Source organism: Proteus sp. G4380 (assembly GCF_963885725.1).
In the GTDB taxonomy this organism is placed as follows: Bacteria; Pseudomonadota; Gammaproteobacteria; order Enterobacterales; family Enterobacteriaceae; genus Proteus; species Proteus mirabilis.
In genome coordinates, this window is the sequence record NZ_CAWPAV010000210.1 from 49235 (window position 1) to 67780 (window position 18546).

Here is an 18546-nt window from a genome sequence, read left to right on the forward strand (position 1 = left end):
GGATTGTCGCGTGTTGCGACATTTTGATATTAAGCCAGCGATGAGCATGTTAAATTAGCTGTGCTCAAAATAGTCGTGTAACACCAATAAAAAATAATTTTTTCACCAAACGGAGCCTAGTCTCGTTATGATGGACAACATTCGTTCAACTGCTAATAATCCTTTTATTAAGATACTATTAGCTGTGATCATCCTCTCTTTCGTCCTAACTGGTGTGGGCGGATATCTCTTTAGTTCTGGTGTTAATGATGCCGCTGAAGTTAACGGTTATAAAATAAGTCGTGCTCAGTTAGAGCAAGCTTATCAACAACGCCGAGCACAACTACAAAAAGATATGGGTGACAATTTTGCTTCCCTCGCATCATCAGATGAGGGACAAAAAATGATCCGCCAACAAGCATTGAATGTGCTGATTAACCAAGCTTTGCTGGATCAATTTGCTCAAGAGTTAGGTATTTCTGCTGGCGACCAGCAAATCAGAGACGCGATTTTTGCGCTACCTTATTTCCAAACTGATGGTAAATTTGATAACAAAAAATACGTTGAGTTATTAACGGCGAATAATATTGACGCTGATGCCTTTGCTGAAGGAATTCGTCAAAATCTGATTAATCAACAATTACGTTATTCTATTCAAGGCACTGACTTTGCTTTAGAGAGCGAAGTTAAAGACTTTGCCGGCTTAATGCTACAAAGTCGTAATGTGCGTCTCGCTTCATTAGATATTCAGCCATTCCTTGAAAAAGAGACGGTATCAGATGAAGAATTAAAAGCCTTTTATGACCAAAATACCTCTATGTTTATCGCTCCAGCACAAGTTAAAGTGAGCTATATTCAGTTAGAAGCCCAAAAAGATTTAAGCAACATCACTATTTCAGATGATGAAGTTAAAGCTTATTACGATAGTAATATCAGTGAATTTACTGTTCCCGGACAAAAAAAATACAGTCTACTTGTCTTAGCAGATGAAACCGCTGCGAAAGAAGCTGAAGACGCGTTGAAAAATGGCGCTGACTTCGTCACTTTAGTAAAAGAAAAATCCATTGATACTTTTTCTGCTAAACAAGATGGTTCATTAGGCTGGATCACTATTGGTCAAGAGCTACCAGAATTAGCAAATGCGAGTTTGACTGAGAAGGGGCAAATTTCACAGCCAGTTAAAATCAGCAACGGTTATGCTATTTTCCGTCTTGATGATATTAAACCTTCGATGGTAAAACCTTTTGATGACATTAAAGCTGACTTATTAGTAAAAATGCGTGAAAACAAAGCCATTGATGATTTCTTCGCATTGCAGCAAAAAGTGAGTCAAGCCGCTTCAAATGATAACGACACGCTAGCGACAGCAGCAAAAGCAGGGAACGTCACTGTAATCAATACAGATTGGTTTGATGAAAACAATGTACCAGTAGCCTTGAATAACGAAAAGTTAACACAGCTTATCTTTGGTGGTTCACTGGTTGATGACAATGGCCCTACAGGCATGAACTCAGATATGGTTACCCTTGGTAATGATAGTGCTTATATTGTTCGTGTCGAAGGATATAAACCTGCATCAACCCAACCATTAGATAAAGTACGTGACAAGGTTATTACACTGGTCAAACAGCAAAAAGCTTCTCAAGCGATGAATGCGCAAGCTCAGAAACTCCTTGCAGCCTTAAAAGAAGGTAAAGGAGAGGCGGCATTGAAAGAAGCAAATATCTCGTTTGGTGAGGTAGAAAGCGTGGTTCATTCATCAGCCACAGATCCGATACAAAGTGCTATTTTTGCTATGCCAAAACCAGCAGAAGGTAAAAAAGAGTACGGTATGTCTAATGTACCGGGTTCAAAAGTGGTCTTAATCCAATTAGATAGTGTCACTGATGGTAAGCCAACGGCAGAACAGCTTGAATTTATGACTAATCTCTATCGCGCCCAAATGGGAGAAGAAGCTTTACAACTTATGCTCAGCGATTTAAGAGAAAAAGCAAAAATCGAGATTTTTGATAAAGATTATCAATAAACTATCTTAGATTGATTGAATAAAAACCCAGTTTCGACTGGGTTTTTTTATGGCTAAAATTATATTCAAGATTAGAAATTGCGAGCAGTCACGTCATTTTTTGTAACGCTATTTTTTTATTCAATTTATTTTTCTTACTCTCTCGTAATTCATATGGTTGCTAATTGCTGAATTATTTAAGGCTTGGCATTATTTGATGGCATTCAGTAATCGCTGTTTGCTGTTGAATATACAGTTATTTTTACAAAAAGGAGATGATTAAAATGGATAAAAAAACACTATCAGCATTTATGGCATCAATATGTTTAACATTAGGTTTAGGGTTATCACCACTCTCTTATGCCGATGATATATCGCCTTCAACATCAACCATGTTGATTGAAAAAGGGGATCAAAAAGAGAGTGCTGTCAGTGAGGTAAACGCTAGTGCACAAGGAAAGTTGGATATTAATAGTGCAACACTTGATGAATTAATGACGCTAAAAGGGATCGGAAAAGCAAAAGCGCAAGCCATTATCGATTATCGAGAAAAAGTGGGGCGTTTTGCTTCTTTTGATGATCTCGCCAAGGTCTTTGGTATTGGTATGAAGCTTATTGAACAAAATAAAGATCTAATTATTATCAACTAATTACTCGATAATACTGTACCCCTTTTTTGTGATCAAAAAGGGGTACAGAATTGCCTTTATATAATATTAATAATCAGATGGTATTTTAATTTGGGTAATAAATAATCGGATGAAATATACCCTATTTGATATTTTTGACTATATTTAAGATATTACATAGAAATTTCTCTTAGCTAAAGTTTGTTAGGGATATCAAGAGGTAATAAAGTCATATGAGTACATTAATTAAAGTTTATGGATTCCATTTAGATGTTTTTGAGCATGTGAATAATGCACGTTACCTTGAATTTTTAGAACAAGCGAGATGGGATTGGATTGAACAACACTTAGATCTCGCTTGGTTTAAACGGCATGGTCTAGCACTCGTTGTCGCGAATATTAATATCAACTATCGTTTGCCCGCTAATTTAGGCGATGAACTAATCATTAGTTGTGATATTGCAGAAGTCGGTATTAAAAGTGGCGTGTTGTCTCAAAAAATAGTGAGAAAACAAGATGGTGCATTGATTTCAGATGCATTAGTGACTTTTGTACTCGTTGATATCAATACTAAAAAAGCATTAACACTTACAGATCAGTTACGAGAAAAATTGGAGTATGTACGCCAGTCTGCTGATTAGCATTGATGTTATCCAGTTAACCGTCTAATTTTATCGGTGATCGTAACATATTAGCGGCAGGATATACCGTACTTACCTGTGTAAGGGAGGGAGTAGTCAGCCCACTCGCTGAAGCAGGAACCCACCGAGACGAGTCAGACTGTGGTCTGAACCGCTGTAGGGAGCCACGTCCTTTAGAGCATGGAGGAGGTCAATTGGTTTTGGTATAGAATAATTCCCCGCTCTGTTGTTTTCAGGGCGGAGAAAATCACAGGGGAAAACTGGGTAAAACAACTGGTTAATTAGTTATCACGGCTTCGACGACTTTATTAGCAACCAAACAGGTCACGAATTAAAAATAACTGCTACGGGTGTAAACGCACAGAAAACAAAGCTAACACATTTTTGACAGATTATTTAAGGCCAACTTTATTTTTCATGGCGTCCATGACGGCATTTTTGTCTTGTAAATAGCCATGAAGTCCACGCTCTCTTAAATGGCAAGCTGCACATTGACCACAACCATCACCTTGAATACCGTTATAACAAGTTAAGGTGTTGTGGCGTACAAAATCTAACTTACCGTAATAGTCAGCGAGTGCCCAAGTTTGCGCTTTATCTAACCACATCAACGGAGTGATAAACTGAATATCACGAGCAATACCTAAATTTACCGCATGATTTAGAGCCTTAACAAACTCATCGCGACAATCTGGATAACCTGAGAAATCAGTTTCACATACGCCGGTAATAACGCTTTCAGCACCAATCTGATAAGCATAAATGGAGGCTAATGTAAGAAATAAAATATTTCTACCAGGTACAAAGGTACTAGGAATATCGCTTTGTTCACTCTGTTTAAAATCAGGCACAGGAATATTGTCACGTGTTAAGCTGCTGATAGCGAGTTCATTGAGTAAACTGACATCCAAAACTTTATGTGCGGTTGCACCTAATAATTGACTGACTCTTTGTGCTACCTCAATTTCTTCTTTATGACGTTGTCCATAATTAAATGTAATACAATGAACTTCATCATACTGCTCTAGTGCTTGGATTAGGCAGGTTGTCGAATCTTGTCCACCACTAAAGACAACGACCGTTTTTTTCATCAGAATACTCCTGAATATTGATATTTTTTAAGGATTAATACGCATAATATTGCAGATATTATGACAAGTTATCACCAAATTATCAGTAAGAGATTATTCTTATAGCAGGGGTAGATTATTACTATTTTTTGTAGGGGCATATGTTAAAGGAGTATTTATGTTAGATAAGATTGACCGAAAACTATTAACGCTATTACAGGAAGATTCAAGCCTCTCACTGAATACTTTGGCAGAGGCGGTTAACCTAACCTCAACACCTTGCTGGAAGCGATTGAAAAGACTCGAGGATGAAGGGTATATTCGTAAACGTGTTGCATTACTCGACAGCGAAAAAATTGGGCTTGGCTTAACAGTTATTGTTATGATAAGAACACAGCAACATAATAGCGAGTGGTATGAACAATTTGTATCATTCGTTAAGCAAATGCCAGAAGTACTGACATTCTATCGAATGGCGGGTGAGTGTGATTATCTAATGCATGTTGAAGTTGTAGACATGAAAAGTTATGACCAATTTTACAAACGCATGGTTAACGGCGTTCCTGGGCTTATTGACGTAACTTCTAACTTTGCAATGGAAAAAATTAAATACACAACGGCAATGCCGATACCTGAATAAGATCCCTCTTTACCAACTGGCACTTTTATTTTTGTACAACCTTAGGATTTAAGGCGTGGCTCTATTTTCACAGCTCAGTTGGTATTTTATCAGCGAATGGCGTCGTTATGTCGGTGCTATTTTCTTATTGATGGTTATCGCCGTTCTACAAGTGATCCCTCCGAAAATCGTCGGGATTATTGTTGATGGTGTTGATAGCCATAGCCTGTCTTTTCAGCAAATTATGGGGTGGATCGGGATCATGGTATTGATCGCCCTTGCTGTCTATTTATTACGTTATATTTGGCGACTGTGGTTATTTGGTGCTTCTTACCAACTGGCGGTGAAATTACGTATGCAAATCTATCGCCAACTTAGCCTTCAATCATCGGCTTTTTATCAACGCTATCGCACGGGTGATTTAATCGCACGTACCACTAATGATGTTGATAAAGTCGTTTTTGCCGCAGGGGAAGGGGTGTTAACCCTTGTTGACTCTATGGTAATGGGACTTGCGGTGTTAGTGATGATGAGTATTCAGTTAAGTTGGCAATTGACACTTATCTCATTGTTACCTATGCCATTAATGGCAATATTAATTAAACGCTATGGCGATAAACTACATCACCGCTTTAAAAGTGCACAAGCACTATTTTCTTCATTGAATAATCAAGCGCAAGAAAGTTTAAGTAGCATTCGTATGATCAAATCTTTCGGTCTTGAACAGCAACATGCTTCACGTTTTGAAACGGTTGCAAAAGAGACGGGTCGACAAAATATGCGAGTGGCAAAAGTCGATGCATTGTTTGACCCCACGATTTTTATGGCAATTGGTTTTGCTAACTTACTTGCTGTGGCGGGAGGAAGTTATTTTGTTCTCAATGGCACGATGACATTGGGAGAATTAACCAGTTTTGTAATGTATTTAGGGCAAATGATTTGGCCTATGTTAGCGCTGGCATGGATGTTTAATATTGTTGAGCGTGGTAGTGCGGCTTATAGCAGGATCAATGCATTACTCAATGAGCAACCGGCTATGGTTGATGGTCAATTATCACCAATGCATCAAAAAGGAACTTTAGCGGTAGATATTAAAGCGTTTCATTACCCCAAACAGCAAGTTGATGTACTAAAAAACATTCATTTTACACTCTCTCCTGGTGAGATGTTGGGTATTTGCGGTATGACTGGGGCGGGGAAAAGCACTTTGTTAGCGCTGATCCAGCGCTTATATGATGTCAGTGAAGGGGATATTCGTTTTCAATCTGTCCCCCTTTACCAATTAAAATTGGATGAATGGCGGGGAAGACTTGCTGTTGTCAACCAAACACCGTTTCTTTTTTCGGATACGATTGCCGGAAATATAGCCTTAGGACGCCCTGATGCTACCAAAGAAGAGATAGAGGCAGTAGCCAAAATCGCCAATATTCACGATGATATTTTAAATTTACCCGAAGGATATCTGACTCAAGTTGGTGAAAAAGGGGTCATGCTCTCGGGGGGACAAAAGCAACGTATTTCCATTGCTAGAGCTTTACTGTTAGATGCGGAAATCTTGTTATTAGATGATGCGTTATCAGCCGTTGATGGACAAACTGAATACCAGATCTTACAAAATCTGGCTCAATGGCGTAAAGAGAAAACCATTATTATTAGTGCTCACCGTTTATCTGCACTGGTTGATGCAACAAATATATTGGTATTAAAACAAGGCGAAATCATAGAGCAAGGTACTCATCAAACACTTATTGCAGTGCCAGGTTGGTATCAAGATATGTACCATTATCAACAACTCGAGGCCGCATTAGATGACGATAAATAATAATAAATCCATTAAAACGTTATTGCCGGCCTTAAAAAGATTATTAGCTTATGGCAAAACCTATCGCAAACCGATGACATTAGGTGTGGTGATGTTATGGGTGGCAGCGATTGCAGAAGTGGGTGGACCTTTACTTATTAGTTATTTTATTGATGCTAAAGTAGCGACTCATCAAGTTGAATGGCGAGGCGCATTAGGTCTTGCTGCTGCTTTTATTCTATTACAAATTATTGCGGCACTATTGCACTATTACCAAACAATCGTCTTTAATTATGCCGCTGTTGGGGTGGTACAACAGTTACGAGCAGATGTGATGAGTGCTGCGCTAAAACAGCCATTAAGTGCATTTGATAATCAGCCTGTAGGACAGCTGATTTCTCGTGTTACCAATGATACAGAAACTATCAAAGATCTATTTGTTAACGTCTTTCCTGCTCTATTTCGTGCTATAGCATTGGTGGTTGTGATGTTAATCGCTATGTTTCTACTCGAATGGCAAATGGCATTAGTGGCGATGACGATTTTCCCTGCGGTTATTGGTGTGATGATGCTTTATCAACGGCTAAGTACACCGATTGTCCGAAATGTGCGTCATTATCTTGCCAATATTAATGATGGCTTTCATGAAGTGATTAATGGTATGTCGGTTATCCAGCAATTTCGTCAACAAGCTCGCTTCGGTAAGAGAATGTCAGATGATAGCTGGCAACATTATCAAGCACGTATGAAAGCACTAAAACTTGATGGGCTACTATTGCGCCCGTTACTCAGTATGCTCTCTGCATTGGTGCTATGTGGCTTATTGATACTGTTTGGATATCAAGGTAGTGCTGTGATTGGTGTTGGAGTAATTTATGCTTTTATCAGCTATTTAGGTCGTCTTAATGAACCTCTTATTACTCTGACGTCTCAACAATCTTTATTACAACAAGCGGTTGTTTCCGGTGAACGAGTCTTTGAGTTAATGGACGCCCCGATGCAGCAATATGGCAATGCAAGCTATACCATTAACCAAGGAGATATAGCCATTAACGGCTTGTGGTTTGCGTATCTAAAACAGCAGTGGGTATTAAAAGAGATTAATCTTGATATACCTGCTCGCCACTTTGTCGCTTTTGTGGGGCATACTGGCAGTGGAAAAAGTACCTTAGCCAGTTTGCTTATGGGAAATTATCCATGGCAGAAAGGACATATCTACTTAGATAACCATCCATTAGAATGCTATTCCCATCAGGCATTAAGAAGCGGTATTGCGATGGTACAGCAAGATCCTGTTTTATTATCAGGCACTTTGCGTGACAATATTACTTTAGGGCGTCACTGCTCTGAAGCTCACTTATGGCAAGTATTAGCAACTGTACAATTAAATAGCTGGGTAAAAACATTACCTGATGGTTTAGAAACCCCCTTAGGTGAACAGGGTAGTCGCTTATCCGCGGGACAAAAACAGTTATTAGCATTAGCTCGAGTATTATTATTTCCACCCCGTATTCTTATCTTAGATGAGGCAACGGCAAATATCGACTCGGGTACAGAGCAAGCTGTTCAAAAAGCCCTTACGCAAATAAGAGAAAAAACCACATTAATTGTTATCGCTCATCGCCTTTCAACCATTATCGATGCTGACGAAATTGTTGTGCTTCATCGTGGTGAGATTGTTGAGCAAGGTAAACATGCACAACTATTGGCACAAAAAGGTCGCTATTACAATATGTACCAATTACAACAAGTTAAAGAGTCATTACAAGTTCAAGAGCCAGCCGTTGTTGAGTGATATAATCTAAATTCCATTCATCCTAACCCAGCCAATGCTGGGTTTTTTATTGCCTAAACTTTTTGCCCCAATTTTTAGCATTGTGGACATGATAAGAGCATTTATTGCACTAAGTTAGTGAGTGATATTTATTTTTTATTTATTTATCAATGAAATAACTATTGGCATATCTCTTGCTCTATCAGTATGGCGCTTTCTAAAACCGTATGGAGCAATTATATGAAATATATCATCGCGATTATTAAACCATTTAAATTAGAAGATGTAAGAGAGTCACTCTCTGAGCTTGGGATTAACGGAATGACAATCAGTGAAGTAAAAGGATATGGGCGACAAAAAGGACATGCCGAGCTTTATCGGGGCGCTGAGTATGAGGTTAACTTTCTTCCTAAAGTAAAAATAGAATTAGCGGTTTGTGATGGGCAATTAGAGCCTGTGCTACAAGCCATAAGCCAAGTTACTGATACTGGTAAAGTAGGAGATGGCAAAATTTTTGTTTTAGAGTTATTGCAGGCGATCCGTATTCGTACAGGAGAGTCTGGTGAAGAAGCCTTGTAGAGGAGCTAACAAATGAAACGATTTATTAGTTATTTTTTTACGTTAGCACTTACATACTTTTTATTACCTCAGTTAGCGATTGGAGCCACCACAATAGACATAGATAAAGCGGATAACAGTTTTATGCTGATCTGTAGTGCATTGGTGTTTTTTATGACTATTCCCGGTATCGCACTCTTTTATGGCGGGTTACTACGCAGTAAGAATGTATTATCACTAATGACGCAAGTGATGTTGATTTTCAGTGTAGTGATTATCCTTTGGATTATGTTTGGCTATAGTTTGGCGTTTACTGCTGGAAATAAGATTTGGGGTGGGTGGTCACTTACTTTTCTAAATAATATTTCAGTCGATTCTGTTGCTGGTGCAATTAATCAATATGTGCATGTTGTATTTCAAGGCTCTTTTGCGGTGATCACCGTGGCCCTCATTGTTGGCGCATTAGGTGAACGTATTCGTTTTTCAGCACTGCTTATCTTTACTGTTATTTGGTTTACTTTTTCATATATTCCCATTGCCCATATGGTATGGGGAGAAGGTGGTTGGCTTATCGATGATGGAGCATTAGATTTTGCGGGAGGAACGGTTGTCCATATTAATGCCGCTGTAGCAGCGCTTGTTGGTGCTTACTTACTAGGTAAACGAGGTGATTATCAACATACTGCGATTAAACCACATAATTTACCTATGGTCTTTACTGGTACAGCGGTACTTTATATTGGTTGGTTTGGTTTTAATGCAGGCTCTGCAGGGAGTGCTAATGGTATTGCTGCATTGGCGTTTTTAAATACAGTTGTAGCTACCGCAGGTGCAGTTCTTGCGTGGACATTTGCTGAATGGCTAGTGAGAAGGAAACCTTCTATGTTAGGTAGTTGTTCAGGATGTATTGCGGGATTAGTTGCTATTACCCCAGCCGCGGGAACCGTAGGCCCTATTGGTGCTTTGGTTATTGGTATTATTGCTGGCATCATCGGGCTTTGGGGGGTTGTGGTTCTTAAACGTTGGTTAAAAGCAGATGATGTCTGTGATGTTTTTGGTATTCATGGTACTTGTGGTATTGCGGGCTGTTTATTAACGGGCATATTTACGGCTTCATTTTTAGGGGGCATTGGTTATAGCGAGCATATGACATTAGGTAAGCAAGTGCTAACTCAATTATTTAGTGTTGTGATTACGCTTATTTGGTCAAGTGTTGTGGCTTACATTGCCTTTAAAATTGCCGATAAGCTAGTGGGATTGCGTGTCTCACAAGAAGAAGAGCATGATGGATTAGATATAACCACTCATGGCGAAAGAGCGTACGAGCAGTAATGGTCTATTCCCCCTCAACTGAGGGGGGAATATTCTCACTGCGTTATTTGTTTGATTTTATTCGTTTTTGGCGGATAACACCTTCTTGAACAGAAGAGGCAACTAGTTGCCCACTCATATTAAACATTTTTCCTCTCACAAATCCGCGACCACCTGAGGCTGATGGACTTTCAATAGCATAAAGTAACCAGTCATCAACACGAAATGGGCGATGGAACCACATGGAATGATCGATGGTAGCCACTTGTAAACTCGGATCCATAAAACCTAAACCATAAGGTTGCAGTGAGGTGGGTAAAAAATCAAAATCAGAGATATAACCTAATAAGTATTGGTGTAGGAAAGGATCAGATGGCATTTCTCCGCGACTACGATACCAAACATAACGTTCCGCAGGTGCTTTTTCATAACCAAACGGGCTAAAATATTGCACGGGGCGTGCTTCAAAAGGTGTTTCTCTTAATGCGAGTGTTCTTAGAGGTTCGGGTAATTTTGGGGCAAGTTTTTTCAATATCTCATCTTGAGAGATCAAGTCATTTGGAAAAGGGACTTCAGGCATCATATCTTGATGTTCAAAGCCTTCTTCAAACTCTTGGAAAGAGACGGTCATATAAAAAATAGGCTTACCTTGTTGGATAGCACTGACGCGACGAGTACTAAATGAGCCACCATCACGGATAGATTCCACATCGTAAATAATAGGCTTATGGCTATCACCAGGTCGTAAAAAATAGCTGTGAAATGAATTAACATAGCGATTATCAGCAATTGTTTGTTTTGCCGCATAAAGAGCTTGGCCAACAACTTGTCCACCAAAGACTTGTGGTAAACCTAAATCTTCACTTTGACCTCTAAATAGGCCTTCTTCTATTTTTTCAAGCTCCATTAAGTTGATAAGTTTTTTTAATGCCTGGCTCATAGTTTACCTATATATCATCGGATAGATTATGTTTTATAGTTTTGATTATATACAATCCGCTATCGGATAAAAAAATAATCTGCTGTTTATATTTTGCTAAAAATGCCGTAACACCTTATTTGATAGGGGAGCAATCGCGATATTAGCTAAATAGAGGGCATAAATTGAAAGAATTTGGCAAAGCATAAGGCCTTATTGAGTAATTTATCAGCACTTGGTCTGGCTTTCCTTGCTATTTGGATAGCTTTAAAAGATAATGCATATCGTCTTAGCAATAAGACAATCTATGGGGTCTTGTTGGTTCTCCCGCAACACTAACTTGTTAACTCGGTCAGGTCCGGAAGGAAGCAGCCATGGCAGGTGTCGTGTGTGCCGGGATGTCGCTGGCAAGGCCCCACCCAATTTCTGCATTGCAATCCCGCTATTTTTTATCCAGTTACTTTCTTCATCGTAATCGTATCGTTGAACGTTTGCATCTAAACATATTTCTATTTACATATTGTTTAATTAATAGTTTTTTTAACTATATTTACTCTCAATATGGGTTTGGTGAATTAATAAGAAACAGAATGCCTTTCACCTATTATCGCCTACGCGTTATAGATGAATAATAAGAGAAGTTGTAAGAATTATGCCGTCATGCCGTTATAAGCACGGCATGATAGTGTGTAATCATTTTACTTATTAAAAAAGCATGAATAAAACGATACCTAAAAATAAGAACTATTAACCCAATTACTATAAAGAGATAGTAAAAATAAGAGGATACTAATGGTTACTTGCTAATACGATTATCTTACAAATTTCCAAACAGATGCTGGGATCTTGTCATAAAGTTTGTTCATGGTTAGCTCTGCTAAACGATGGTCTGCAGCTGAATAAAATAGCTCTAACTCATCATCGGTCAGTTCATATTTGTTCTTTTCAATCACTCTTTCAAGGGTTTCGATTGAGGTGCATTTTCTTAAACGCATTAGATAGTCTGTTTTAGTCATGTTGTCTTTTCTCTATAATTTAAATAAAACTAAAGGTAATTTAATTTACTTGATATAACTTTTAGGATTTTTATCGATAAGCGTTAACAGTGAATAGTTTAACTCTTTCCAATTATTCAATTCCGAGTAGGAAATGGAGTCACTACCGAATAACCGATAAGTCTCTTCTATGCACTCTTCCATTAAAGTGTTAATAGCGTGTTTATCAGGATATTTTATCTTAAACAGCCAACTAAAGCCCATAATGTGATCAATTAGGGCATTAAGGTCAACGCTTTTTGTGCTACTTAGATCATTGTTCCAAACTGCGGTACCTTTATCTAATGAGCTTAATGCTTGCTGTAATAGCTCTTCACATAAAAATGACAATTCAGCTAAATCTATTTTTTCTGGTGAATATTCGTCCATAGCTTATTGTGACTGAATTATGCTAAAGAAACACTAATAATTAATACTGATAAATTAGCTATTAATGAAGCTTGCGGCTTAATTCAGTAATGAATTAATTAAACAATCTTAAAATAAACAGCAACTTTATATTTTATTCATATACCAATAATGTTTAATAATTGTTTTTATTATTTCTACATAGTAATGGTGTAATTTGAAAAAGGTATTTAAATACGAAACTACATTCAATGCAAGTTGAAAAAGTGTACAAAATAAAAGTACTGTACGCTTAATATAGCACTATTATTGCATAAGTCACTATCTGAGCGATAGAAATTTGTCTATTTTCGTAAAAATTTAGTTGAGAAGCGTAAAAGTAAGGATAATTAACTTGATGATTATCCTAGTATTTGTTTGCTAAAAATGTCTTATATCGCTAAATAGTCTTGGTGATAAGCTGATATTAATAAAAAATAGTGCGTTAAATTTGACAAAAAGTCATATATAAGAAAAAAATTAAACTGATTTATTGATTAGGGATATGTTTTTCTTTAATTGATAACAATATAAAGGGGCGGGATTAACACGAAAAATTAAAATAAAACAAAAAGGCCGCTAAGCGACCTTTTTGATGGGTAGCCAACAAATTATGTTGGCTGTGGTATAGCATAGTGATTACTTAGTTTGGTGCGGATAGTTTGGGTGCTCTAAGTCTTCGTTTTTCTTCGCAAACCTTCTGCGGATCACAACGAAGAAAATAGGAACAAAGTAAATAGCAAGGGATGTCGCGGCAATCATACCACCGAATACCCCTGTACCTACTGAGTTTTGCGCACCGGAGCCTGCACCGTTACTTAATACCAGAGGAATAACCCCAAGCATAAAGGCTAACGATGTCATTAGAATTGGACGTAGACGCATTCTAACGGAGTCTAACGTCGCTTCTACTAGCCCTTTACCCTCTTTTTCCATTAAGTCTTTGGCGAATTCGACAATCAATATGGCGTTCTTCGCCGATAACCCAATGGTGGTAAGTAGCCCAACCTTAAAGTAAACGTCGTTTTCAAGCCCTCTCAATGTAGTAAATGCTAATGCACCAATGACCCCTAAAGGTACGACTAACATAACTGAGAAAGGCACTGACCAACTCTCATAGAGTGCCGCCAAACAAAGGAATACTACAATTAATGAAATAGTATACAGTGCTGGCGCTTGGTTACCTGATAGACGTTCTTGGTATGACATACCCGTCCACTCGTAGCCAATACCACTTGGTAATTTGCTGGCGAGTTGTTCCATCATTAGCATTGCATCACCACTACTTTGTCCCGGTGTTGCACTACCTTGGATCTGGACAGCTGGTAAACCATTATAACGCTCTAAACGTGGTGAGCCATATAACCAAGGATCTTTACTAGTATCAATGAAGGATGAGAAAGGCACCATCTGACCCGCATTGTTACGAACATAAAGATTAGCAATATCTTGTGGCAACATGCGGAATTGTGATTCTGCTTGAACGTAAACTTTCTTCACACGACCACGGTCGATAAAGTCGTTAACGTAGCTACCACCAAACATCGTACCTAATGTTGAGTAGATATCACTGACCGCAACACCTTGAGCTTGTGCTTTTTCTAAGTCGATATAAAGACGATACTGAGAGGTATCTTCTTGACCGTTAGGACGCACACCCGTCAACATTTGTGGCTCTTGTGCTGCCATTCCAAGCAATTGGTTTCTTGCTTCCATGAGTTTTTCGTGTCCCAGGTTGGCATTATCGATTAACTCGAATTCAAAACCACCTGCAGAGCCTAACTCAACAATTGCTGGAATATTAAAGGAGTAAACAAAGGCTTCTTTAATTTGAGAAAGAGCTTGGTTAGCACGACCGACAATAGCAGGGACTTTGTCTTGGTCTGATTTACGCTCATCCCAATCATTTAATACGACGAAAGCAAGCCCCATGTTTTGACCTTGACCACCAAAACCAAAGCCGCTGACGGTAAAGACCGACTTAACCACATCTTTTTCTTTAGTATTAAAATAGTCATTGACTTGTGCTAATACGTCTTGAGTTTGCTCTTGGGTTGATCCAGCGGGCAACTGAACCATTGTCAGTAAGACCCCTTGGTCTTCTTCTGGTAAGAAAGACGCCGGTAAACGCACAAACATAATTGCCATAGCAGCAACAAGTAAGACGTAGATCAGTAAGTAACGACCTGTACCACGCAGTGTACGAGAAACACTGTCTGTATAGTGGTGACTACTTTTTTCAAAAACGCGGTTAAACCAACCAAAGAAACCTGTTTGTACACCATGGCTGCCTTTCGGGATTGGTTTTAACAATGTCGCACAAAGTGCAGGGGTTAAAATCAATGCCACGAAAACAGACAGCACCATCGCTGATACAATAGTAACTGAGAACTGTCGGTAAATCGCACCCGTTGAACCACCAAAGAATGCCATTGGAATAAATACCGCAGATAACACGAGGGCAATACCCACCAATGCACCTTGGATTTGTCCCATAGACTTACGTGTCGCTTCTTTAGGTGACAGTCCTTCCTCTTGCATCACACGTTCAACGTTTTCTACTACAACGATAGCATCATCAACCAGTAGACCGATGGCTAGTACCATCGCGAACATCGTCAAGGTGTTTATCGAATAGCCAAACGCGGACAATATGGCGAAAGTCCCTAATAATACGACGGGCACAGCAATGGTTGGGATTAATGTAGCACGGAAGTTCTGTAAGAACAGATACATGACTACAAACACCAGCATAATGGCTTCAACGAGCGTTTTAACCACTTCAAAAATAGAGATCTTAACAAATGGTGTTGTATCGTAAGGATAAACGACCTCTAATCCAGAAGGGAAGAATGGCTCCATATCAGCCAGTGCCGCACGTACTGCTGTTGCGGTATCAAGGGCGTTAGCACCTGTTGCCAGTTTAATACCAATACCTGCTGCAGGTAAGCCATTAAAGCGAGCAATCGTGCTGTAGTTTTCAGCCCCCATCTCAACAATACCCAGATCTTTTAGCTTAACCTGTGAACCGTCTTGATTGACTTTCATCAGAATATCAGCAAATTGCTCAGGTGTATTAAGTCGAGTTTGCGCAATGATAGATACATTTAAACGCTGACCAGGCACTGGTGGCGTACCACCTAATTGACCTGCCGCCACTTGGTTATTTTGCGATTTAATCGCATTAATAACATCAAGTGTGGTCATGTTATATTTCACCAGTTTATCTGGATCTAACCAAATACGCATCGCGTATTGTGTACCAAATAACTGCGTTTCACCCACCCCTGTGACACGGCTTAATGGATCTTTAATTGTTGCACCTACATAGTCGGCGATGTCATCTTGTGACATCGAGCCATCACCAGAGATAAAACCTGCAACCATTAAGAATGAACTAGAAGATTTATCGACACTAATCCCTTGTTGTTGTACTTCCTGAGGTAAAAGAGGCATTGCCAATTGCAATTTATTTTGCACTTGGACTTGCGCAATATCAGGGTCAGTACCAGCTTCAAAGGTCAGCGTGATATTCATCATACCTGCAGAATCACTGGTTGAAGACATATAAACCATGTTATCGATACCATTCATATTCTGTTCGATAACTTGGGTTACAGTATTCTGTACCGTGGTTGCATCAGCTCCTGGATAGACCGCAGAGATGGAAATCGCTGGCGGTGCAATCGTTGGATATTGTGCAACAGGCAGTTTGATGAGTGCCAAAAGACCAGCAAGCATGGTAATTATGGCAATTACCCACGCAAATATTGGTCTGTCTATAAAAAACTTAGGCATAGATCATCGACTCCTTATTGAGGATCCTTCGCTGGTTCAGATTTTTCAGTTGATGCTGTTGCATCTAAATTTTCTTCTTGTGGCGTAACCTTCATTTCAGGTTTTGCTTTTTGTAGCCCCGAAACGATAACGCGGTCACCAACCTGAACACCACTATTCACTAGCCACTTATTACCAACTGCTTGTGATACTTCAATAGTACGCACTTCAACCACGTTGTCTTTATTAACGATCATGGTTGTTGCTTCACCACGAGGAGTACGAATAACAGCTTGTTGTGGGATCAAAATAGCATTTTGACGAATACCATTTTCTAATTTTGTACGAACAAACATACCAGGCAGTAATTCACCTTTAGGATTAGGTACGATTGCACGCATAGTGATAGAGCCTGTGGATTCATCAACGGTCACATCAGAAAATTCTAAATGACCTTTTTGAGCGTAGGATTGACCATTGGTTAAGGTTAAGTGAACAACAGGTTTACCTTGCTCTTGACGAACAATGCCACTTTCAATTTCATTTTTTAATTTCAGATAATCTTCACTCGATTGTGTCACATCGACATAAATCGGATCGATTTGCTGAACGGTTGTTAAAGCCACTTGCTGACCAGGTGCAACTAATGCGCCTTCTGTTACCGTTGATTTACCTGAACGGCCAGAAATTGGTGCGGTGACTTTGGTATATTCAAGATTAATTTTTGCATTAGTCACTGTAGCTTCAGCTGCTTTTACTGCAGCAACAGCTTGAGCGTACTGAGATGTTGCGGTATCAAAATCTTGTTTACTGACATAATTGGTGCCGAGTAGAGGTTTATAGCGCTCTACAGTTAGGCGAGCAATTTCAGCATTCGCTTTCGCTTTTGCTAAATCAGCTTGAGCACTGTTTAATGTAGCTTGAAAAATAGCAGGATCGATTTGGTACAAAGATGTTCCTGCTTCTACATAACTACCTTCGGTGTAATTGCGTTTTAAGATGATGCCGCCAACCTGAGGGCGAACCTCTGCGATACGATAAGCAGATGTACGACCAGGTAAGTCTGTTGTGATAGTCAGTGGTTTCGCATCTAATGTAACAACACCTACAGCAGGAGCAGGAGGTGGACCTCCAGCAGACTGATTTTTGTCGCCACATCCAGCAATAACCAAGCTGCCTGAAAGCACTAACAGAGCCAGAGGCAAAACCCCTCTGTTTTTTCGCATAAGAAAACCTCTATTCAAAAGTTGTTTCCCGGGATAAAAAATAATTAAGTTGATGAATGATTGCGATGTATAGTACAAACATACATGAATGTATGTAAATTAACTTCAGTCAAAATCGAGGAATAATGGCACGAAAAACTAAACGCCAAGCACAAGAGACAAGACAGCAGATTATTGATGCTGCACTTAGGCTATTTACTGTGCAAGGTGTTTCTGCCACATCACTTTCAGATATTGCAACCGAGGCCGGAGTAACTCGAGGTGCAATATATTGGCACTTTAAGAATAAAGTGGATTTATTTACTGAAGCGTGTGAACTCACCGACTTAAAAATAGAATCATTAGAATTAGAGTATCAATCAAAATATCCAGATGATCCACTATTTGTATTAAGAGAATTGCTTATTTACATATTGACATCAATTGTCGAAGATCCGAAACATAATGCACTTCTAGAAATATATTTCCATAAGTGCGAATTTGTTGGTGAAATGACACCAATTGTTGAAATCCGCCGAGAATTATGTGCAGCCGATTACTCTAGAATAGAGCAATCTTTATCTCGCTGTATCGAAAAAAAACAACTCCCAGCCAACCTTGATTTAAGAAGAGCTGCGATTATGTTAAGAGCTATGATGACAGGGCTTGCTGAAAATTGGTTATTTTCACCAGAAAGTTTTTCTATTAAAGAGGAAAGTCAATATTTGGTTGATAGTTTTATTGATATGATTAAGCATAGCGTAACTATGAGAATATCGGCGCTATCTTAATTTATTCTTAAACATAAGGAAGAAG

The 18546-nt window shown here is 39.0% G+C and carries 15 protein-coding genes and 1 other RNA gene; 10 read left to right on the forward strand and 6 right to left on the reverse strand.

Features of this window, described 5'->3' with window-relative positions:
• Positions 1–127 precede the first annotated feature (127 nt).
• From ppiD to AACU98_RS18235, 3 genes are all read left to right on the forward strand, one after another.
• Positions 128–2005 (forward strand): peptidylprolyl isomerase, encoded by a 1878-nt coding sequence (gene ppiD / locus AACU98_RS18225; protein ID WP_161735300.1) that lies wholly within the window; start codon positions 128–130, stop codon positions 2003–2005.
• A gap of 254 nt (positions 2006–2259) precedes the next feature.
• Positions 2260–2634: a ComEA family DNA-binding protein gene (locus AACU98_RS18230; RefSeq protein WP_004245083.1), complete on the forward strand. Its 375-nt coding sequence runs from the start codon at positions 2260–2262 to the stop codon at positions 2632–2634.
• Positions 2635–2846: 212 nt separating this feature from the next.
• On the forward strand, positions 2847–3254 hold the full coding sequence (locus AACU98_RS18235) for an acyl-CoA thioesterase (RefSeq protein WP_004245082.1): 408 nt from the start codon (positions 2847–2849) through the stop codon (positions 3252–3254).
• Positions 3255–3646: 392 nt separating this feature from the next.
• On the opposite strand, the gene queC is transcribed toward AACU98_RS18235, so the two are convergent.
• Positions 3647–4345 carry a 7-cyano-7-deazaguanine synthase QueC gene (gene queC / locus AACU98_RS18240; RefSeq protein ID WP_004252552.1) on the reverse strand — a complete coding sequence of 233 codons (699 nt, stop codon included), beginning with the start codon at positions 4343–4345 and terminating at the stop codon, positions 3647–3649.
• A 157-nt stretch (positions 4346–4502) separates the two neighbouring features.
• On the opposite strand from queC, the gene AACU98_RS18245 reads away from it, so the two are divergent.
• The 5 genes from AACU98_RS18245 (at position 4503) to amtB (ending at position 10408) form a co-directional block, all read left to right on the forward strand.
• Positions 4503–4964 (forward strand): Lrp/AsnC family transcriptional regulator, encoded by a 462-nt coding sequence (locus tag AACU98_RS18245; RefSeq protein ID WP_004245080.1) that lies wholly within the window; start codon positions 4503–4505, stop codon positions 4962–4964.
• A 55-nt stretch (positions 4965–5019) separates the two neighbouring features.
• Positions 5020–6765: a SmdA family multidrug ABC transporter permease/ATP-binding protein gene (locus AACU98_RS18250; RefSeq protein WP_017827763.1), complete on the forward strand. Its 1746-nt coding sequence runs from the start codon at positions 5020–5022 to the stop codon at positions 6763–6765.
• Positions 6752–8539, forward strand: coding sequence for a SmdB family multidrug efflux ABC transporter permease/ATP-binding protein (locus AACU98_RS18255; RefSeq protein ID WP_017827764.1), 1788 nt, complete (start codon positions 6752–6754; stop codon positions 8537–8539). The genes AACU98_RS18250 and AACU98_RS18255 overlap by 14 nt, the downstream gene beginning before the upstream one ends.
• Positions 8540–8758: 219 nt before the next feature.
• Complete coding sequence (locus tag AACU98_RS18260) at positions 8759–9097, forward strand: P-II family nitrogen regulator (protein WP_004247234.1); 339 nt, start codon at positions 8759–8761, stop codon at positions 9095–9097.
• Between the two features lie 12 nt (positions 9098–9109).
• A complete protein-coding gene (gene amtB / locus AACU98_RS18265) occupies positions 9110–10408 on the forward strand; it encodes an ammonium transporter AmtB (protein WP_017827765.1) in 1299 nt (432 codons plus the stop codon).
• Positions 10409–10451: 43 nt separating this feature from the next.
• On the opposite strand, the gene tesB is transcribed toward amtB, so the two are convergent.
• The gene (gene tesB, locus AACU98_RS18270; RefSeq protein WP_004245075.1) at positions 10452–11327 is read right to left on the reverse strand and encodes an acyl-CoA thioesterase II; all 876 of its coding nucleotides are present in this window, start codon (positions 11325–11327) and stop codon (positions 10452–10454) included.
• Positions 11328–11622: 295 nt separating this feature from the next.
• On the opposite strand from tesB, the gene ffs reads away from it, so the two are divergent.
• Positions 11623–11719: signal recognition particle sRNA small type (gene ffs, locus AACU98_RS18275), an RNA gene on the forward strand.
• A 399-nt stretch (positions 11720–12118) separates the two neighbouring features.
• Here the strand turns inward: ffs and AACU98_RS18280 are convergent.
• From AACU98_RS18280 to AACU98_RS18295, 4 genes are all read right to left on the reverse strand, one after another.
• Complete coding sequence (locus AACU98_RS18280; RefSeq protein ID WP_004245074.1) at positions 12119–12322, reverse strand: HHA domain-containing protein; 204 nt, start codon at positions 12320–12322, stop codon at positions 12119–12121.
• Between the two features lie 45 nt (positions 12323–12367).
• On the reverse strand, positions 12368–12730 hold the full coding sequence (gene tomB / locus AACU98_RS18285) for an Hha toxicity modulator TomB (protein ID WP_004245073.1): 363 nt from the start codon (positions 12728–12730) through the stop codon (positions 12368–12370).
• Between the two features lie 657 nt (positions 12731–13387).
• Positions 13388–16546, reverse strand: a complete 3159-nt coding sequence (locus AACU98_RS18290; RefSeq protein WP_004245072.1) for an efflux RND transporter permease subunit — start codon at positions 16544–16546, stop codon at positions 13388–13390.
• 14 nt (positions 16547–16560) lie between these two features.
• On the reverse strand, positions 16561–17751 hold the full coding sequence (locus AACU98_RS18295; protein ID WP_161735302.1) for an efflux RND transporter periplasmic adaptor subunit: 1191 nt from the start codon (positions 17749–17751) through the stop codon (positions 16561–16563).
• A gap of 125 nt (positions 17752–17876) precedes the next feature.
• Here AACU98_RS18295 and acrR point away from each other — a divergent pair, with 125 nt between their 5' ends.
• Positions 17877–18521 carry a multidrug efflux transporter transcriptional repressor AcrR gene (gene acrR / locus AACU98_RS18300; protein ID WP_161735304.1) on the forward strand — a complete coding sequence of 215 codons (645 nt, stop codon included), beginning with the start codon at positions 17877–17879 and terminating at the stop codon, positions 18519–18521.
• The last annotated feature ends 25 nt before the right edge of the window (positions 18522–18546 follow it).